The organism is Mesorhizobium sp. AD1-1 (genome assembly GCF_020164655.1).
Classification (GTDB): Bacteria; Pseudomonadota; Alphaproteobacteria; order Rhizobiales; family Rhizobiaceae; genus Mesorhizobium; species Mesorhizobium ciceri.
This window is the reverse complement of record NZ_JAIUGP010000003.1, coordinates 300,327-317,087: the sequence shown is the minus strand read 5'-3', so window position 1 is coordinate 317,087 and position 16,761 is coordinate 300,327. Positions and strand designations below refer to the sequence as shown.

18 protein-coding genes and 1 tRNA gene are annotated in these 16,761 nt (G+C 62.8%); 12 read left to right on the top strand and 7 right to left on the bottom strand.

Features of this window, described 5'->3' with window-relative positions; genetic code table 11:
- Positions 1-109: 109 nt before the first annotated feature.
- From LB519_RS08160 to phaC, 3 genes are all read right to left on the bottom strand, one after another.
- Positions 110-184, bottom strand: a tRNA-Glu gene (locus LB519_RS08160).
- Between the two features lie 304 nt (positions 185-488).
- Positions 489-1,742, bottom strand: a complete 1,254-nt coding sequence (locus LB519_RS08155) for a YcbK family protein (protein ID WP_224619399.1) — start codon at positions 1,740-1,742, stop codon at positions 489-491.
- Positions 1,743-1,957: 215 nt separating this feature from the next.
- Positions 1,958-3,793: a class I poly(R)-hydroxyalkanoic acid synthase gene (gene phaC / locus LB519_RS08150; protein WP_013531993.1), complete on the bottom strand. Its 1,836-nt coding sequence runs from the start codon at positions 3,791-3,793 to the stop codon at positions 1,958-1,960.
- A gap of 97 nt (positions 3,794-3,890) precedes the next feature.
- Between phaC and LB519_RS08145 the strand changes: the two genes are divergently transcribed.
- The 8 genes from LB519_RS08145 (at position 3,891) to recJ (ending at position 11,094) form a co-directional block, all read left to right on the top strand.
- Positions 3,891-4,283 carry a hypothetical protein gene (locus LB519_RS08145; protein WP_027162587.1) on the top strand — a complete coding sequence of 131 codons (393 nt, stop codon included), beginning with the start codon at positions 3,891-3,893 and terminating at the stop codon, positions 4,281-4,283.
- Between the two features lie 44 nt (positions 4,284-4,327).
- On the top strand, positions 4,328-5,545 hold the full coding sequence (locus LB519_RS08140; RefSeq protein WP_013531991.1) for an LL-diaminopimelate aminotransferase: 1,218 nt from the start codon (positions 4,328-4,330) through the stop codon (positions 5,543-5,545).
- Between the two features lie 47 nt (positions 5,546-5,592).
- The gene (locus LB519_RS08135; RefSeq protein WP_224619397.1) at positions 5,593-6,906 is read left to right on the top strand and encodes a homoserine dehydrogenase; all 1,314 of its coding nucleotides are present in this window, start codon (positions 5,593-5,595) and stop codon (positions 6,904-6,906) included.
- Between the two features lie 134 nt (positions 6,907-7,040).
- Positions 7,041-7,397: a hypothetical protein gene (locus LB519_RS08130; RefSeq protein WP_024505708.1), complete on the top strand. Its 357-nt coding sequence runs from the start codon at positions 7,041-7,043 to the stop codon at positions 7,395-7,397.
- A 71-nt stretch (positions 7,398-7,468) separates the two neighbouring features.
- Positions 7,469-7,636, top strand: coding sequence for a Thivi_2564 family membrane protein (locus LB519_RS08125; RefSeq protein ID WP_013531988.1), 168 nt, complete (start codon positions 7,469-7,471; stop codon positions 7,634-7,636).
- A 204-nt stretch (positions 7,637-7,840) separates the two neighbouring features.
- The gene (gene glpX / locus LB519_RS08120) at positions 7,841-8,824 is read left to right on the top strand and encodes a class II fructose-bisphosphatase (RefSeq protein ID WP_224619396.1); all 984 of its coding nucleotides are present in this window, start codon (positions 7,841-7,843) and stop codon (positions 8,822-8,824) included.
- A gap of 73 nt (positions 8,825-8,897) precedes the next feature.
- Positions 8,898-9,131, top strand: coding sequence for a DUF6434 domain-containing protein (locus tag LB519_RS08115; protein WP_024505361.1), 234 nt, complete (start codon positions 8,898-8,900; stop codon positions 9,129-9,131).
- 178 nt (positions 9,132-9,309) lie between these two features.
- Entirely contained in the window at positions 9,310-11,094 is a 1,785-nt protein-coding gene (recJ, locus tag LB519_RS08110) for a single-stranded-DNA-specific exonuclease RecJ (RefSeq protein ID WP_224619394.1), read from the top strand.
- 7 nt (positions 11,095-11,101) lie between these two features.
- Here recJ and LB519_RS08105 read toward each other — a convergent pair whose 3' ends face one another.
- The 3 genes from LB519_RS08105 to folE form a co-directional block, all read right to left on the bottom strand.
- Positions 11,102-12,076: a patatin family protein gene (locus LB519_RS08105; RefSeq protein ID WP_206519243.1), complete on the bottom strand. Its 975-nt coding sequence runs from the start codon at positions 12,074-12,076 to the stop codon at positions 11,102-11,104.
- An 81-nt stretch (positions 12,077-12,157) separates the two neighbouring features.
- Positions 12,158-12,619 (bottom strand): phosphoribosyl-AMP cyclohydrolase, encoded by a 462-nt coding sequence (gene hisI, locus LB519_RS08100; protein ID WP_224619392.1) that lies wholly within the window; start codon positions 12,617-12,619, stop codon positions 12,158-12,160.
- A 35-nt stretch (positions 12,620-12,654) separates the two neighbouring features.
- Positions 12,655-13,290: a GTP cyclohydrolase I FolE gene (gene folE, locus LB519_RS08095; RefSeq protein WP_013531982.1), complete on the bottom strand. Its 636-nt coding sequence runs from the start codon at positions 13,288-13,290 to the stop codon at positions 12,655-12,657.
- Between the two features lie 240 nt (positions 13,291-13,530).
- Between folE and LB519_RS08090 the strand changes: the two genes are divergently transcribed.
- The gene (locus tag LB519_RS08090; RefSeq protein WP_063167874.1) at positions 13,531-13,977 is read left to right on the top strand and encodes an iron-sulfur cluster assembly scaffold protein; all 447 of its coding nucleotides are present in this window, start codon (positions 13,531-13,533) and stop codon (positions 13,975-13,977) included.
- Positions 13,978-14,080: 103 nt separating this feature from the next.
- Here LB519_RS08090 and LB519_RS08085 read toward each other — a convergent pair whose 3' ends face one another.
- On the bottom strand, positions 14,081-14,998 hold the full coding sequence (locus LB519_RS08085) for a LysR substrate-binding domain-containing protein (RefSeq protein ID WP_224619390.1): 918 nt from the start codon (positions 14,996-14,998) through the stop codon (positions 14,081-14,083).
- A gap of 92 nt (positions 14,999-15,090) precedes the next feature.
- Here LB519_RS08085 and LB519_RS08080 point away from each other — a divergent pair, with 92 nt between their 5' ends.
- The 3 genes from LB519_RS08080 (at position 15,091) to blaOXA (ending at position 16,671) form a co-directional block, all read left to right on the top strand.
- Positions 15,091-15,249, top strand: coding sequence for a hypothetical protein (locus LB519_RS08080; RefSeq protein WP_082826450.1), 159 nt, complete (start codon positions 15,091-15,093; stop codon positions 15,247-15,249).
- A gap of 84 nt (positions 15,250-15,333) precedes the next feature.
- A complete protein-coding gene (yidD, locus tag LB519_RS08075) occupies positions 15,334-15,708 on the top strand; it encodes a membrane protein insertion efficiency factor YidD (RefSeq protein WP_027162584.1) in 375 nt (124 codons plus the stop codon).
- 135 nt (positions 15,709-15,843) lie between these two features.
- Positions 15,844-16,671: a class D beta-lactamase gene (gene blaOXA, locus LB519_RS08070; RefSeq protein WP_013531977.1), complete on the top strand. Its 828-nt coding sequence runs from the start codon at positions 15,844-15,846 to the stop codon at positions 16,669-16,671.
- Positions 16,672-16,761: the final 90 nt, after the last annotated feature.

The window sequence follows — 16,761 nt, the reverse complement described above, 5'->3', positions numbered from 1 at the left end:
GGCCTATGGTGTGATCGCGGAAGACTGCGCGTCAGTTGAAGAGAGCAGCAGAGAGCCAAGCGAAATTGCCGACATTGGGAGGGAGGTTTGCGCCAAACGCAAATTTTTCTGGTACGCCCAAGGGGAATCGAACCCCTGTTACCGCCGTGAAAGGGCGGTGTCCTAACCGCTAGACGATGGGCGCGCTCAGACGAAGCGGCTTATACTGGCGTTGTGCGCAACCGGCAACCCGTCAGGTGCCACCTTGGACAACTTTTTTCCAGGCCTGCCAAATCAACGGTTTGCCGAGGGTTGGCAGGCTTTGATGATTAGCGGCGACACCCATCGTTTCGTCATCCACGGGTCTTCGCGACAGAGCTGTGCTCCTGCTCCGCCCGAGGATGACGAAGTTGGGGACGCTTCGGCCTATCTCGAATGTTCAGGAGGCTGGAACGATATTGCCGGAACGGCCTTGGCGGCTGACAGGCGTAGGCCGTCAAATAGCGCTGCTAGCCGTCACCGCCGCTGCGCCGGCGGCAGCGCCAGTTCCAGTCGCGCTCGGGACCGACGTCGACGTGAACCGATTCTGTGTGGCAGTATGTGCCGACACCGCCGCGACCGGGCATGCTTCTGATGTAGCTCGCCAGTTCCCATTTCGAAACGCCGGGAACCTGGATGTCTGCGGCGGCGCAATACATGTGCAGCGAATTCTTGGCGCCGTTGGCGCGCCGGTTGCGGGCCGGGTCGCGATAGCCTGACGTCACCGTCATCTTGCGGCCGTAGTGGCCTTCGATCGTCTTCAGCACGCGCACCAGCGACGGCTTCAGGCAGGCCACATCGACGCTTTCGTTCTGCTTGAGCAGCCCGTTGGGCGCCAGCCGGGCCATGCCGGCGGCGGACGCAACCTGATAGGAGCCGCCCACTGGCCCCTCATCCTCGTTGAGGTCGACGTCGCTTTCGTCATCGAGGCCCGACTTGCGCTTGATCTCGAACAGGGCCGTCTGGCGCACGCCGGGCAGGGCATCGCTGCCGGTGATGTGACCGCTATCGCCACCGAGCGAAGCCAACTGTACCGGCTTGGCCGTGGAATCGGCCGAGGCAAGCGTGATGATCGGCTTTGCCGCTGCTGGCGTCGCTTTTGCCTGCGCCGGGGGCTGCTCGCCCGTCCGGGCGTTGCTGATGAGGGGGGCTGGTGTCGCCGAGGCTGGCGTTGCGCCAAACATCGAGGCGAGGAAGCCTTTCTTCTTTGGTGCTTCGGCCTGCGGCATCTCGCCAGCCGTCACATAGACCGGGTTGTTCATGGCCGGAGCGGCAGCGGGCTTCGGCGCCGCCACGTCGCCGTCGGCCGCGGCGGCGATCTGCTGGGCGACCGCATCGGTCTGCTGCGCGGTCTGTGCCTGCTGCGTCAGCGACTGCGGCGTGTTTCCAACGATGGTTTCGGCGCCCGCCGGCATGGTCAGCGGAAAGGCAGCTCCCGGTTTGGACACAGGCACATAGGCGACCTTTTCAGGCAGCGCCGTGTCGCTTGCCGTCATCACGGTCGTCTGCTCCGTCGTGACATCAGACGAATCGGAGGCGGCGATCGCCTTGCCGCTGGAGGCCGCGTTTACATCCGATGCGGTGGCATTGTAGCCGGGCATTCCGACCGACATTGCCGGGTCGCCAGCCGAAGTACAGGAGGCCAGAAGCAAGGAGCAGAGCGCTGCCACAATGGCGCGGCGTTCTCCCTTTGCGAGGCTCCATCCTGCTGATTTCAAAGTCAAATTCCCCCTCGATGTCCGGTCGGCATATCTTGGCGCGGCATGCATGCGTCGCTGCCAAGGTGACCTTTGTCTCCGATCCGGAAACGAGACCTGTGTCAAATCCGCAAGCCTGGAAGTATTTTTGCAGTGATTGCCGAATTACGGCCGCTTGATGGTTGACGACACCATTTCGCCCGCTTTTGGCGGCCCGTCAACTCACCACACATTACAGTCCGTTACACACGGACCTTCACATAGGTGCCCGGAGCATCACCCAAGGTTTTCATATGCTTGCCCGGTTTGCGGGCAGGCACACGGGTGTTGTCCTTGGCCTCTATCCAGCCTTGCCAGTGCGGCCACCAGGATCCTGGATGGTCGGTGGCATTGGCTATCCACTGGCTGAAGTCGCCCGTCGGCGTACCCCCGGTCCAATACTGGTATTTGTTGGATGCCGGCGGATTGACGACACCGGCGATATGGCCCGACCCCGCCATCACATACTCGACCGTGCCGCCGAAATATTTCGAGCCGAGGAACACCGAAAGCGCCGGCGCGATGTGATCTTCCTTGGAGGCGAGGTTGTAGACCGGGATCGTGATGTCGCCGAGCGAGACCGTGCGGCCCGCCAGTTCCATCGTGCCTTGCGAAAGGTTGTTCTCGAGATAGCAGTTGCGCAGGTAGAAAGAGTGGTTGGCTGCGGCCATGCGGGTGGAATCGGCATTCCAGTAGAGCAGGTCGAAGGGCAGGGGATCCTTGCCGCGCATGTAGTTGTTGACGACGTAGGGCCAGATCAGGTCGCCTGAGCGCAGCATGTTGAAGGCGGTCGCCATCTTGGTGCCGTCGAGATAACCCTTTTCGCTCATCGACTTTTCCACTGCCGCGACCTGTTCTTCGTCGACGAACACCTTCAGGTCGCCGGCATAGGTGAAGTCGACCTGCGTGGTGAAGAAGGTCGCCGACTTGATGCGGTCGTCGCCCTCTTGCGCCATCAGCGCCAGTGCCGCCGCCAGGAGCGTGCCGCCGACGCAATAGCCGATCGCGTTGACGTCGCGTTCGCCGGTGGCCTTCTCGACCGTGTCGAGGCCGTATTGCAGACCCTCGCGGATATAGGCTTCCCAGCTCTTGGTGCCGTGGCGCTCGTCCGGATTGACCCAGGAGATGACGAACACGGTGTGGCCCTGTTCAACCGCCCAGCGAATGAAGGATTTCTGCGGGTTCAGATCGAGGATGTAGAATTTATTGATCCATGGCGGGCAGATCAGCAGGGGCCGCTTGAGCACCGTCTCGGTCGCCGGTTCGTACTGGATGATTTCGGCGACGTCGCTGCGGCCGACCACCTTGCCGGGAGTGGTGGCGATGTTCCTGCCGATCTCGAAGGGCGAGTAGTCGGCCTGCCGCAGCTTCAGGTCGCCCTTGCCGGCGGCGATGTCCTCGGCCAGCATCTTCATGCCGCGCACCAGGTTTTCGCCGTTCGAGGCGACGGTTTCGCGGAACAGTTCCGGATTGGTCAGGATGAAATTCGACGGCGAGATGGCGTTGGACACCTGCTTGACGTAAAAGCCGGCCTTGTGGCGGGTGTGCTCGTCAAGACCTTCGGCGTGCTCGACCAGATCGGCCGCCCAGCGCGAGGTGACGAGATAGGCCTGCTTGAGGAAATCGAAGAAGGCGTTGCGGCCCCATTCCGGGTCGAGGAAGCGTTTGTCGCCGCGCTCCGGCTTGACCGCGTCTTCGGTGTCTTGCGCGGCGTTGCTGGTGCGCTGAATGGCGTTGGCCCAGACTGTCATATAGCCGGAGAACAGCCGCGTCTGCGCTTCCAGCGCGCGCTGCGGATCGGCAAGCCAGTATTCGCTGAGCTTGGAAAAGGTCTTCACCATATCGACGACGGGCTCGGCCACATGGTCGCGCACGTCGCCTTTTTCGCGCGGCTCGGCCCAGGCGGAAGCGGCCTTGCCGGCCTGCTCGATCATGCGCGCCATGTTCAGGGCGAAGCGTTCCGGGTCCTTCACCAGATATTGCTCGACGGTCGAAGGCTGGTCATCTTCCGCTTTGCCCGAATCGGGTGTTTTGGACATGGTTGGCGGGGTTCCTCCCGAGGCCTTTTCTTGACATATTAACATGGGACATCCGACCGGGCCAATCTCGCTCTACCTCGGCTGCCAAGGAAACAATATGACGATTAATATTGGCGAGACTGTTTTTTTCGGTGCCGGACGTTTTTGCCGCATCGGCGCGGCGATCGTCCTCATCGGCATTGCCGGGTGCTCGAGCACCAACACGAATGGCCCGACGCCTGTCGCTGTGGGTGCGGGACCGAAGGACACCGGCACCTTCCCGAACCTGAACATCAAGCCGCAAGTGGCGGCGCCGCAGTTCACCGAAGCCGAGAAGAACGCCAAGCTCGCGCAATTGAAGGCGGATGAGAATGCGCAGGCGGCAAAGGGCGGCGGCCCCAAGGTCGCCAACCAGGCGGCGCTGACGGATCTGGCCAAGAAGCATGGCGACGAAACGCTGAAGCAGATCGAAGCCAAATGCGACCCCGCCCTCGACCCTACCTGCAAATAAGTATATAGCGCGCGCCCAACACCCCTTCGCTGTCTGGAACTGCCATGGAAGAATTTCACAAGGTTCGCCGGCTTCCGCCTTACGTGTTCGAGCAGGTCAACCGGCTCAAGGCCAGCGCCCGATCGCGTGGCGCCGACATCATCGACCTCGGCATGGGCAATCCGGACCTGCCGACGCCCAAGGCTATCGTCGACAAATTGTGCGAGGTCGTGCGCGACCCGCGCACGCATCGCTATTCCTCGTCGCGCGGCATTCCGGGCCTGCGCCGCGCCCAGGCCGCCTACTATGGCAGGCGCTTCGGCGTGAAACTCAATCCCGACACGCAAGTGGTGGCCACGCTTGGCTCGAAGGAAGGCTTTGCCAACATGGCGCAGGCGATCACCGCGCCCGGCGACGTCATCCTGTGCCCGAACCCGACCTATCCGATCCATGCCTTCGGCTTTATCATGTCGGGCGGCGTCATCCGCTCGCTGCAGGTGGAGCCGGACGACGGTTTCATCCCGGCGCTCGAGCGCGGTGTCAAGCATTCGATCCCGAAGCCGCTGGCGCTGATCCTCAACTATCCGTCGAACCCGACAGCGCTGGTCGCCTCGCTCGATTTCTACAAGGATGTGGTCGCCTTCGCCAAGAAGAACGACATCATCATCCTGTCCGACCTTGCCTATTCGGAGATCTATTTCGACGGCAATCCGCCGCCTTCGGTGCTGCAGGTGCCTGGCGCGATCGACGTTTGCGTCGAATTCACCTCCATGTCGAAGACCTTCTCCATGCCCGGTTGGCGCATGGGCTTTGCCGTCGGCAACGAGCGGCTGATCTCGGCGCTGACGCGGGTGAAGTCCTACCTCGATTACGGCGCCTTCACGCCGATCCAGGTGGCGGCGGCACACGCGCTCAACGGCGACGGCGCCGACATCGCCGAGGTGCGCGACATCTACCACAAGCGCCGCGACGTGATGGTCGACGCCTTCGGCCGCGCCGGCTGGACCATTCCGGCACCGGCGGCATCGATGTTCGCCTGGGCGCCGATCCCGGAGCCGTTCAAGCATCTCGGCTCGCTCGAATTCTCCAAGCTGCTCATCGAACATGCCGACGTGGCCGTGGCGCCCGGTGTCGGCTTCGGCGAGCATGGCGACGAATTCGTGCGCGTTGCTCTGGTCGAGAACGAGCACAGGATCCGGCAGGCGGCGCGCAACATCAAGCGCTTCCTGTCAACCAGCGCCAAGCAGCCCAACAATGTCGTGCCGCTCTCCGCTCACCGGTAAGCTTGCCGCACGCAAATTCGATCTGACTTTGAGGGACGTCGCCGGACATGGCTGAAGCATTGCGTGTTGGAATTGCCGGCCTCGGCACGGTCGGTGCATCGGTGGCGCGCGTGCTGCGCGACAAAGCGGTGGAACTGACCCGCCAGTGCGGCCGTGACGTGATCGTCACCGCCGTCTCGGCGCGCGACCAGAAGCGCGATCGGGGCGTCGATCTGAGCTCTGCAAAGTGGTTCGACGATCCGGTCAAGATGGCCCAGACCGCAGAAATCGACGTGTTCGTCGAACTGATCGGCGGCGACGAGGGCCCGGCGCGCTCATCGGTGAAGACGGCACTCGAAGCCGGCCGTCACGTCGTCACCGCCAACAAGGCGCTGCTGGCCAAGCATGGCGTGGCGCTGGCCGAGATCGCCGAGAAGAAGGGCGTGCTTCTGAACTACGAGGCGGCGGTGGCGGGCGGCATTCCCGTCATCAAGACGATGCGTGAGGCGATGGCCGGCAATTCGGTCACCCGCGTGTTCGGCATCCTCAACGGCACCTGTAACTACATCCTGACCCGCATGGAGGCCGAGGGCATCTCGTTCGATGCTTGCCTGAAGGACGCGCAGCGGCTGGGCTATGCCGAGGCCGATCCGACCTTCGATATCGAGGGCCACGACACGGCGCACAAACTGTCGATCCTGACCAGCCTTGCCTTTGGCACCAGGATCGCCGCCAACGACATCTACATGGAAGGCATTTCCAACATCACCCAGGCCGACATCCGCGCGGCCGCCGATCTTGGCTACCGGATCAAGCTGCTGGGTGTCGCCCAGCGCACCGAGAGCGGCATCGAGCAGCGCGTGCATCCTACCATGGTGCCGACCGCATCGGTCATCGCGCAGGTGCATGGCGTCACCAATGCGGTGGCGATCGAGACCGACATTCTGGGCGAGCTGCTGCTGTCCGGCCCCGGCGCGGGCGGCAACGCCACCGCATCGGCCGTCATCGGCGACATCGCCGACATCGCCAAGAGCCGGCCAGGCTTCCAGCATGGTCCGGTCTTCGGCCGGCCGGCCAAGGAGCTGAAACCCTACAAGAAGGCGCAGATGCGCAGCCATGCCGGCGGTTATTTCATCCGGCTGACCGTGCACGACCGCATCGGCGTGTTCGCGGCAATCGCCAAGCGCATGGCCGACAATGACATCTCGCTGGAATCGATCGTCCAGCACGCAGTCAACGGCGAGGCGGCGGCACAGAAGACGGTGATCCTTGTCACCCACGAGACGACGGAGGCCGCCGTGCGCAAGGCGGTAGACGGCATCACCAAGGACGGACATCTGACCGACAAACCGCAGGTCATCCGCATCGAACGGGCAGGGTAGCTTTGTCCGACACTCGCGCGGGACAAGAATTCCGCAGGCATTGAAGTCCGGTCTGGAGGCAGGCAGCCGCCACAGATCGGAACGAATTCGCGTCGACGCCGTTCTCTTGGTCACCAAACCAGAGGAACCGCTTCATGGCTGACACCAACAAATCCGACACCCCCGATATCGACGACATCCAGAAGACGCTGGAAAAGCAGATTGCCGAACTGCGCAAGGAGATCACCAAGATCAACAAGAGCATTTCGGCGCGCGGCGCGGAGATGCTCGATGACGCCAGCGAACAGGCGTCCGAGTTGTACGACACCGCGGCGAACCGCGCTTCGCGTACGGCGCAACAACTGCGCAGCCAAGCCCAGGCTGTTTCGGAAGTCGCGCGCGAGAATCCTGGTACGACGACAGCTTTGGTCGGCGTGATCGGCCTGCTCGGCTTTCTGGCCGGCTTCGCCATTGCTCAATCGACGAACGATACCTCCCGCCGCTGGTATTGACCGTAGCGCAATAGGGCCGGGCTTCCGGCCTTTTCTATTGTTTTCAGCAAATCACTTTTAAGGAGGACACCATGGCTTCATCAGCGTTGATCGGCATCCTGATCACATTCCTCGTCATCATCCTCGTTCTCTATCTGGTTCAACGCCTGCCGCTCGATGGCCGGATGAGACAGATAGTTCAGGTCATCGTCATCATCATCGGCATCATTTCGCTGCTCAAATACCTCGCGGTTTTTTAGGCCGCGAAGGCCGCCATTCTCACCGTTTTAAGACTGGCCCGGCGCGTGGCGATCGGGCCGGTCGTGTTTCAAGACGTAGTTTAATCGATTGATATTGTTGGATATTCGATAATATTCGTGGCAGGTCTTGCCGTTGTCATGCTCGTTTGACAAAACAGGCCCGCCTCCGGCGGGAGGCCGCATTGCCAACGAGGAAATCACCAGATGAATGTGGCCCAGAACATCGTCGCCGGCCTTGACCGGATACTCACCATGGAACTGGTGCGCGTCACCGAACGGGCCGCCGTCGCGGCCGCCAGGCTGCGTGGGCGCGGCGACGAAAAGGCGGCCGACCAGGTCGCCGTGGATGCCATGCGCCAGGAACTCAACCGGCTTTCCATCAGGGGCACGGTGGTGATCGGCGAGGGCGAGCGCGATGAAGCGCCGATGCTCTATATCGGCGAGGAAGTCGGCTCCGGCAAAGGTCCGGCGGTCGATATCGCGCTCGATCCGCTCGAAGGCACGACGATCTGCGCCAAGAACCTGCCCAATGCGCTCGCCGTCATCGCCATCGCCGAAAAGGGCAGCCTGCTGTTTGCGCCCGATGTCTACATGGACAAGATCGCCATCGGTCCGGGCTATGCGGACGGCGTCATCGATATCGATGCCTCACCGGCCGAAAACATCGCCAGCCTCGCCCGCGCCAAGGGCGTGGCTATTTCGGACATCACCACCTGTATCCTCGACCGGCCACGTCATGCCAAGCTGATCGATGCCGTGCGCGCCACGGGTGCCGCGATCCGGCTGATCGGCGACGGCGATGTCGCCGGCGTCATCCACACCACGGATCCGGAAGAAACCGGCATCGATATCTATCTCGGCACTGGCGGAGCACCCGAGGGCGTGCTGGCCGCCGCCGCGCTGCGCTGCACCGGCGGCCAGATGCAGGGCAGGCTGATCCTCGACACACCGGAAAAGGTTGTTCGCGCGGCAAAGATGGGTATTTCCAACCCGAAACGGGTCTATCGGACGGAGGACATGGCGCGCGGCGATGTGCTGTTTGCGGCCACCGGTGTCACCGACGGCAACATGCTGGCTGGCGTCAAGTTCGGCCACAATTACATCACCACCCACACGATCGTGCTGCGCTCGTCGTCGCGGACGGTGCGCGAGATCAAGGCACGCCATCAGGGCCTGGATAAGTTCTGACGCTTGCTTGCGAAGCCACCTTGCAATTGTTAGCCATTCGGGCGCACCCGATATTGGCTGCAAGGATTTGACGATGAAACCGTTCGACTGGCACGCGGATCCGATTTCGCGCGCCACCGCCATTACGCAGTCTTATCGCAACACCCAGAATGTGCGTCGCTTTCTCATCCGGGAATGCGGCGACGCATTCAGCTTCGACCGGCCTTTCATGGCCTGGCTCAAGGACGGTGTGGAAAAGACGATGGGCGATGCGGCCGACGAATGGCTTCGGCGCCAGGCTGAAAAGCGGAAAGCGCAGTTTTCTTGACACTTCCCGGACGGCGCACACCGTGAATCGCTTGGCTTTGCCTGCCTTTGGCCTATAGAGCGTCGCATGAACGTGACACGCTTTAAATTGTTGCCAATACAGGTCGTCGTCCCAAAACCGCTGCGCACTTTTGGGCGACATGCACTATCGTGCGGCCAACGATGAGTTGGCAAAGCGTATGACCGGCGAAAAGCGCCTCTTCCTCGATGTCAGGCAGTCGGTGTCAGGGGTTTCCTGGGAGCACCGGCTGACCGAGCGGCAGGACATGATCGCGCTCGCCATCGCGCAAGGCTACGGGGTACCCGATATCGTCGCACGGGTGCTTGCCGGCCGCGGCGTCACCGCCGAGCAGACCGAACGGTTTCTCGATCCGACGATCCGCGATCTTCTGCCGGATCCGGCATCGCTGACCGACATGGACAGGGCGGCGGCCCGGATCGCCGCCGCGGTGATGGCCAGGGAAAAGGTGGCGATCTTCGGCGACTATGATGTCGACGGCGCCGCCTCGTCGGCCTTGCTGAAGCGGTTCCTCACGCATTTCTCGGTGCCGTCGGAAATCTACATCCCGGATCGTATTTTCGAGGGCTATGGCCCCAACCCCGACGCCATGCGCGAACTTGTTTCGCGTGGCGCGACACTGATCGTCACCGTCGATTGCGGCACCAACAGCGCCGCTTCCATCGATGCCGCCAATGAGGCCGGGGCCGATGTCGTGGTGCTCGACCACCACCAGGTCGGCGGTGCCTTGCCGGCGGCAATCGCTGTCGTCAATCCCAATCGCGACGACGACCTTTCCGGGCAGGGCCATCTCTGTGCCGCCGGCGTGGTCTTCCTCGCCCTTGTGCAGACGGCCAGGATCCTGCGTAGCCGCATGGCCGATGCTAGGCCGCCGGACCTGCTTTCGCTGCTCGATATCGTGGCATTGGCCACCGTTTGTGACGTGGTGCCGCTGACCGGCGTCAACCGTGCCTTCGTGGTCAAGGGGCTGCAGATGGCGCGCCAGCAGAAGAACGAAGGGCTCGCGGCACTGGCACGGGTGTCGCGCATCGGCGAGCCGATCAGCACCTTCCATCTGGCCTATCTGATCGGCCCGCGCATCAATGCCGGCGGACGCATCGGCGATGCCGCACTTGGCAGCCGGTTGCTTGCGACCGACGACCCGGTCGAGGCGCGCACCATTGCCGAGACGCTCGACCGGCTCAACCAGGAACGGCAGTTGATGGAGCAGGAGATGCTCGCGGCGGCGCGCGCCGAGGCCGATGCGGAGCTCGCCGGCGGCAATGGCCCGGCTATCGTCGTCACCGCCAGCAACAGCTGGCATCCGGGCATCGTCGGTTTGCTCGCCTCACGGCTGAAGGATCATGCCCGCCGGCCGGCCTTCGCCATCGCCTTCAACGCCAACGGCATCGGCACCGGCTCGGGCCGCTCGGTCTCGGGTTTCGACCTCGGCCGGCTGGTGCGCGAGGCGGCCATTGCCGGTCTGATCGTCAAGGGTGGCGGGCATGGCATGGCGGCGGGCATCACCGTCGAGCGGGCGAGGCTTGGTGAGCTCAGGGCGTTTTTCGAAGAGCGGGCGGCAGCCGACGTGTTTCGCCTGCAGGGCGAGGAAAGCCTGGCCATAGACGGTGCGCTTGCCGCTGAAGGCGCGACACTCGGCCTGCTCGACGCGCTGGAACAAGCCGGACCTTTCGGTGCCGGGCACGTGGCCCCTGTTTTCGCGTTGCCGCGCCACCGGTTGGCCGATGCGCGGCCGGTCGGCACCAATCACATCCGCGTCGAGCTGCAATCGGAAAGCGGCGGCCGCATCCAGGCGATCGCCTTTCGCGCCGTCGATACCGCGCTTGGCGAATTCCTGTTCAAGAACCGGGGCAAGACAATCCACGTCGCCGGTTCGCTGTCGGGAAATTACTGGAACGGCAACCGCACCGTTCAGTTTCGTATCACCGATGCGGCTCGTGCGTAGGTTTTGATCAGGCGAGAACTGTCTGCAGCCGGGTCAGTTCGCCGATCTGCGCCATCGTCGCCTGATAGCCGAGCTTGATCGCCTCGTCGGCGCGGTGGAACTCGGTCAGGCCGATATGGCTGAGCTTCGGCTGCAGCGACATGTCGGGCGGGTCGCCGGCAAGCCTGGCGCGCGAAATGCGGTCCTGAATGATGTTGAAGGCCTCGACCATGACGCCGGTGATGCCGAGCCGGGTCTGATGCGACTGGTGTTCGGGATCGCCATGTCCGGCCCTCGGCGCGTCCTTTTCGACGACCAGTTCGCCTGCGCTGTGCTTGATGACGGCGGCACGGCCGAACAGGTCATAGTGAAGGTTGACCGCCACGACGAGCGGCTGCTCGTAGGCGCGGCAGACCGAAACCGGTACGGGGTTGACCAGAGCGCCGTCGACCAGCACGCGGCCGTTGCAATTCACCGGCTCGAACACGCCGGGAAGCGCATAAGAGGCGCGCATGGCGGTGATCAATGAGCCGCTCGACAGCCAGATTTCGTGGCCCGTGCGGATTTCGGAAGTGACCGCGACGAACGGCTTGGCAAGGTCCTCGAAACGAATGCCGGCCATGTGCTCGCGCAGCCTTGCATCGAGTTTCATGCCGCCGAACAGGCCGCTGCCGCGTAAATTGAGATCGAGCAGGCCGAAAATGCGGCGCTTGGTCAGGCTGCGGGCGAATTCTTCGAGCTCGTCCAGTTTGCCGGCGAGATAGCAGCCGCCGACCAGCGCGCCGATCGAGGTGCCGGCGATCATCGATACTTCGATGCCGGCTTCATCCAGCGCGCGCAGCACGCCGATATGCGCCCAGCCGCGGGCGCACCCGCCACCCAAGGCAAGCGAAATGCCTGTTTTCTTTTGGGAGTTCGTTTCGGACGCGCCGCCTGACGAGGACAGGCCGTTGGCCTCCCTGACATCTGGTCTGTTACGCAATGACGCCCACTCGAGCATCATGATCTCCCTTGTCCCACGGCTACTATACGAGCGGGGCGTATCGAAATGATGAATCTGTGTCGTTGGTGTCAGGCAGAAGGTTCAAGCTGTTGGTTTCCGATACGTGTTTTCCGCATCGAACAGCGGCTTGCTGCCGTCGATGGCAAGCGTCCCTTTGCCGTCGACCAGCCCCACCGTCCGATAAAAGCATGAACGCCGGCCAGTGTGACAGGTTGCGTCGTGGCCCAACACTTTGACGCGCAACCATATGGCATCCTGGTCACAATCCGTGAGCATCTCGACGACATGCTGAAAATTGCCTGATGTCTCGCCCTTTTTCCAAAGCGCGCTGCGCGAGCGCGACCAGTAGTGGGCGATGCCGGTCTCAAGCGTCAGTGCCAGTGCTTGCGCGTTCATATGCGCAACCATCAACAGCATGCCGTCCGCGGCATCTGTCACGACGACCGTGACCAGCCCGGCTGCATCGAAGCGCGGCGAAAACACCGCGCCCTCCTCGAGCGCTTTCTTGTCCGACGGAGCTTTTGCAAATTCCAGTGCCGACATCGCCGGTCCTTGTTTTGATGGCCGGCGAGGGCCGATCAGACCCCGCCGCCGCGCACCATGGTGACGAAACGGACCTGCTCTTCGGGCGTGTCCTTGAAAACGCCGGTGAAGGTCGAGGTCAGCGTGGTTGATCCCTGCTTGCGGATGCCGCGCATGGCCATGCACATGTGCTCGGCCTCGATCATGACGGCGACGCCGCGCGGATTGAGCACGTCCTGGATGACGCCGGCGATCTGCGCCGTCAGCGCCTCCTGGGTTTGCAGGCGGTGGGCGAAGATATCGACGACGCGTGCGATCTTGGACAGGCCGACGACCTTGCCGTCCGGAAGATACCCGACATGCGCCTTGCCGATGATCGGCACCATGTGGTGCTCGCAATGCGAATGGAATGTTATGTCCTTGACGATGACCAGGTCATCGTAGCCGGCGACCTCCTCGAAGGTGCGGCCGAGCTCGTCGGCCGGGCACATGTCGTAACCACCGAACATTTCGCGAAAGGCCTTTGCCACCCGCTTCGGCGTGTCGACCAACCCTTCGCGGTCCGGATTGTCGCCGGTCCAGCGCAAAAGCGTGCGCACGGCGGCTTCGACTTCGGCTTCGCTTGGCCGGTCGGTGACCGGCTTTTCCATATAGGCTGACTGTGGCATGAGCTTCTTGATGACGGCATCCATAAAGGCGTCTCCCGTAGTCCCTCTCGGCGGAGGAACGAGTTGAACGGACCACGACCTTTCGGTGTCGGAAACTCGCCCCGTTTCCAGCCCCGTAAGCGGCGTGAACTTCCCGGCAAGGACATTGGCTTTCGTCGTTCTTGTCGATACCGGACTGCCAGCATTATATAAGGTCATAGCGAGCGAAAGGAAGACACGACAGCGGCAATCGCTGTTCGCTTGGCGGCGACGGATTGGAAATTTATGATAAACGACGTCTACAACGCGAAAATTCTCGGTTTTGCCGGAAACATCGCCCGCATCGGCCGTCTCGATCATCCTGACGCGACCGCCAAGGCGCACTCCAAGCTATGCGGTTCGACCGTCACCGTCGACCTCAAGATGCAGGACGGCGTCGTCACGGACTTTGCCCATGACGTGAAGGCCTGCGCGCTCGGCCAGGCGTCGTCATCGATCATGGCGCAGCATGTCGTCGGCGCGAGTGCCGAGGAATTGCGCGCGGTGCGCGACTCCATGCTGAAGATGCTCAAGGAAAATGGCGCCCCGCCGGACGGCCGCTTTGCGGATCTCAGATATTTGGAGCCGGTGCGCGACTACAAGGCGCGGCACGCTTCGACCATGCTGACTTTCGATGCCGTGGTCGACGCGATCGGCCAGATCGAGAAGAAGCGCGCCGAAGAAGCGGCCTGACCTTGGGGTTTGGCCGTCCACGGTGCGCAGGCTTCGCGCAGGCGCCCAAATCTTTGCTGCCACTGCTTGGCATTTGGCTGGACAGGAACCGGGCCAGAAGGGTTTAAACCTGCGCTTCCAGCGCCCGCCTGCTTTCGGCAAATTCGCTTCTGAGCCAGTCGGCGAACGCGGCGGCCGGCTCCGAGAGGTCGTGCAGGTTTCTGGCCACCAGCCAATAGGCGCCGGATGCGACGTCGATGTCGAACGGCTTGACCAGCGCGCCGGATGCGATTTCCCCGCCGATCTGCAACAGATCGCCCAATGCCACGCCATGTCCGAGCAAGGCGGCCTGCTTTGAAAGCGACGCATCCGCCAGCATCGGCCCGCGCGCGGGCACGGCGTCGGCGGGCACGCCGGCCGCTTCGAACCAGCGCGCCCAGCCCTGGCGGTTCTCCTCGTGCAAAAGCGTGTAGCGGCCAAGATCGATTGGCTTCCTGAGGGCAGGGCCAGAAGCAAGCAGCGCCGGCGACAGGACCGGCGAATCGACCGTCGAGGCAAGCCGCTCGGCCTGGCTGCGCGGCCACGAGTCGGCATGCGCGCTGAAGCGCAAGGCAAGCTCCGGCTGATCGCTGCGGAACTCGATCAGCCTTGGATCGACTTCGAGGGAGACGTCGATGTCGGGCCGCAATTGGCGAAACCGGTTGAGCCGGGGAACCAGCCACACGGAGGCAAGCGACGGCTCGACACTGACGCGGACCACGGACTGTGCCGGTGTCGCCACCAGATCGCCAAGCAAGGTATCGATGGCGTCGAAACTTCTGACAAGCTGATCCAGCAGACGCCGGCCGGTGTCGGTCAGTTCGACTCGTCGATGGTGACGTTCGAACAAGGGTCGATGCAGGAAGATTTCGAGCTCGCGGATCTGCCGGCTGATCGCCGCCTGCGAGACGAAAAGCTCCTCGGCGGCCCGGCTGAAGCTCAGATGCCGGCCCGCCGCCTCGAAGCTCCTCAATGCCGTCAGCGGCAGGCGCCCACGCTTCATTTCGCATAACCCAGGATTATCCGAAGTGGAAATTATACTCGTTTGAAGGCGAAGGCCAGCGGCGGTCTAATCCATGTCGAAGGAGACCGACCATGATCCAGTTGCTGAACATTTTTGGCGATGTCATGCGGATCGTGACGTTTCAATGGCGTGACGAAAAGCAGCATTCAAAGCGCCGCGAGGGGCCGGCCAGTCGTGGCCGCTGGGCGCCGTCGGCTGACAGGCAGCCGTTTCGCCGTTCCCGTCCGTGATGGCGGGGCGCGCAAGGAGCGGGGATTGCGTTCTCCGGCGGAAGTCCACATCTATCGCCTGGGAAACGCGATACGGAGACTGTGGTGCGCGACCAGCATGGGCATGCGCATATAGACGGGTCGCAAAAACGCGGCCGCAACTGGCCCGGCCCCTGGCGCAAGACGCCAGGCCGTCTCCTCGGCACGTCGCTCGTGCGCCTCTACCAGTTGACGCTGTCGGGCTTTGTCGGCAATTCCTGCCGGCATCTGCCGACCTGTTCGGAATATGCGCATGAGGCGATCGCCCGCCATGGCCTGTGGGCCGGCGGCTGGATGGGATTCTTCCGCGTGCTGCGCTGCGGGCCATTCGGCACGCATGGCATAGACCTCGTGCCGGAGGCGCTTGCGGATCGCTATCTCTGGTTCATGCCCTGGCGGTACTGGCGGATCGGCAGCAAGCGCGGCAAAGCGCAGGAATGATGGCCGGGGAGAATAGCAGGTTTACGATCCGGTAGGGTTAACAACAGCCTGCACAAAGACTGCGCATTTGAGACAAAATCGAGACAAGAGACCCCGCTAAGCCGCTCGCGAACCCCCTTCTGGAGCGAGCAGAAAATGCGCAATTTCGACCGTCTTCCCTTCATCTTTGCCGGGATCCTGTTCCTGCTCGCCTGGCTGCTGGGATTTCCGCTGCGCGCGCAATCGGCGCCGCTGGGGGATTTGCAGTGCACGGTGATCGCCGATGCGGCGAGCGGCAAGACGCTTTACCAGGACGGAGTGTGCGACCAGCGGTTCAGCCCGGCCTCGACGTTCAAGGTGCCGCTGTCGCTGATCGGCTATGACAGCGGGATCCTGAGCGACGAGCATACGCCGGCGTGGGACTACAAGCCGGAGTTCAAGGCGGTGAAGCGGGACCAGAAGACCGTCGATCCGGTGATCTGGGAACGGGATTCGATCGTCTGGTTCTCCCGTGAAATCACCAGTCGGCTCGGGCCGGAAAAATTGGCTGGCTATGTCTCCAAATTCGGCTACGGCAATGCCGATGTTTCCGGCAATCCCGGCAAGAATGATGGTTTGACCCAATCCTGGATAAACTCCTCGCTCAAGATCACGCCGGTCGAGCAGGTCGATTTCCTGCGCAAGCTGCTGGCCCGCAAGCTGCCTGTCTCGGCCAGGGCCTACGACATGACATCAGCCATCATCCCGACCTTCCAGGCCGGAGGCTGGACGGTGCAGGGCAAGACCGGAAGCACCAGGCTGCGCAACGATGCCGACAAGGTTCAGGATAAGCGCTCGCTTGGGTGGTTCGTCGGCTGGGCGAACAAGGATGGCCGCCAGATCGTCTTTGCGCGCCTTGTCGTCGACACCGATCGGACCGATATGCCCAAAGGCCTCAAGACCCGAGCCGCGTTCCTGAAGGACCTGCCGCTGCTCATCAAATGAAGTCTGACATTTGAGCCGGGCTTTACGGCGGCGGAATCTGTCCATAAAAGACAGCCGCTGCCGGACGCATCCGGCCTACTCTTTGCATGT

Bases quoted from the DNA above. Each gene is read 5' to 3' on its own strand.
- glpX (WP_224619396.1), top strand. From the start codon at position 7,841: ATGAATGTGGCCCAGAACATCGTCGCCGGCCTTGACCGGATACTCACC.
- LB519_RS08125 (WP_013531988.1), top strand. From the start codon at position 7,469: ATGGCTTCATCAGCGTTGATCGGCATCCTGATCACATTCCTCGTCATC.
- hisI (WP_224619392.1), bottom strand. From the start codon at position 12,619: ATGTCGGCACTGGAATTTGCAAAAGCTCCGTCGGACAAGAAAGCGCTC.
- LB519_RS08130 (WP_024505708.1), top strand. From the start codon at position 7,041: ATGGCTGACACCAACAAATCCGACACCCCCGATATCGACGACATCCAG.
- recJ (WP_224619394.1), top strand. From the start codon at position 9,310: ATGACCGGCGAAAAGCGCCTCTTCCTCGATGTCAGGCAGTCGGTGTCA.
- LB519_RS08080 (WP_082826450.1), top strand. From the start codon at position 15,091: ATGATCCAGTTGCTGAACATTTTTGGCGATGTCATGCGGATCGTGACG.
- phaC (WP_013531993.1), bottom strand. From the start codon at position 3,793: ATGTCCAAAACACCCGATTCGGGCAAAGCGGAAGATGACCAGCCTTCG.
- LB519_RS08135 (WP_224619397.1), top strand. From the start codon at position 5,593: ATGGCTGAAGCATTGCGTGTTGGAATTGCCGGCCTCGGCACGGTCGGT.
- folE (WP_013531982.1), bottom strand. From the start codon at position 13,290: ATGGATGCCGTCATCAAGAAGCTCATGCCACAGTCAGCCTATATGGAA.
- LB519_RS08115 (WP_024505361.1), top strand. From the start codon at position 8,898: ATGAAACCGTTCGACTGGCACGCGGATCCGATTTCGCGCGCCACCGCC.
- LB519_RS08140 (WP_013531991.1), top strand. From the start codon at position 4,328: ATGGAAGAATTTCACAAGGTTCGCCGGCTTCCGCCTTACGTGTTCGAG.
- LB519_RS08105 (WP_206519243.1), bottom strand. From the start codon at position 12,076: ATGATGCTCGAGTGGGCGTCATTGCGTAACAGACCAGATGTCAGGGAG.
- LB519_RS08090 (WP_063167874.1), top strand. From the start codon at position 13,531: ATGATAAACGACGTCTACAACGCGAAAATTCTCGGTTTTGCCGGAAAC.
- LB519_RS08085 (WP_224619390.1), bottom strand. From the start codon at position 14,998: ATGAAGCGTGGGCGCCTGCCGCTGACGGCATTGAGGAGCTTCGAGGCG.
- blaOXA (WP_013531977.1), top strand. From the start codon at position 15,844: ATGCGCAATTTCGACCGTCTTCCCTTCATCTTTGCCGGGATCCTGTTC.
- LB519_RS08145 (WP_027162587.1), top strand. From the start codon at position 3,891: ATGACGATTAATATTGGCGAGACTGTTTTTTTCGGTGCCGGACGTTTT.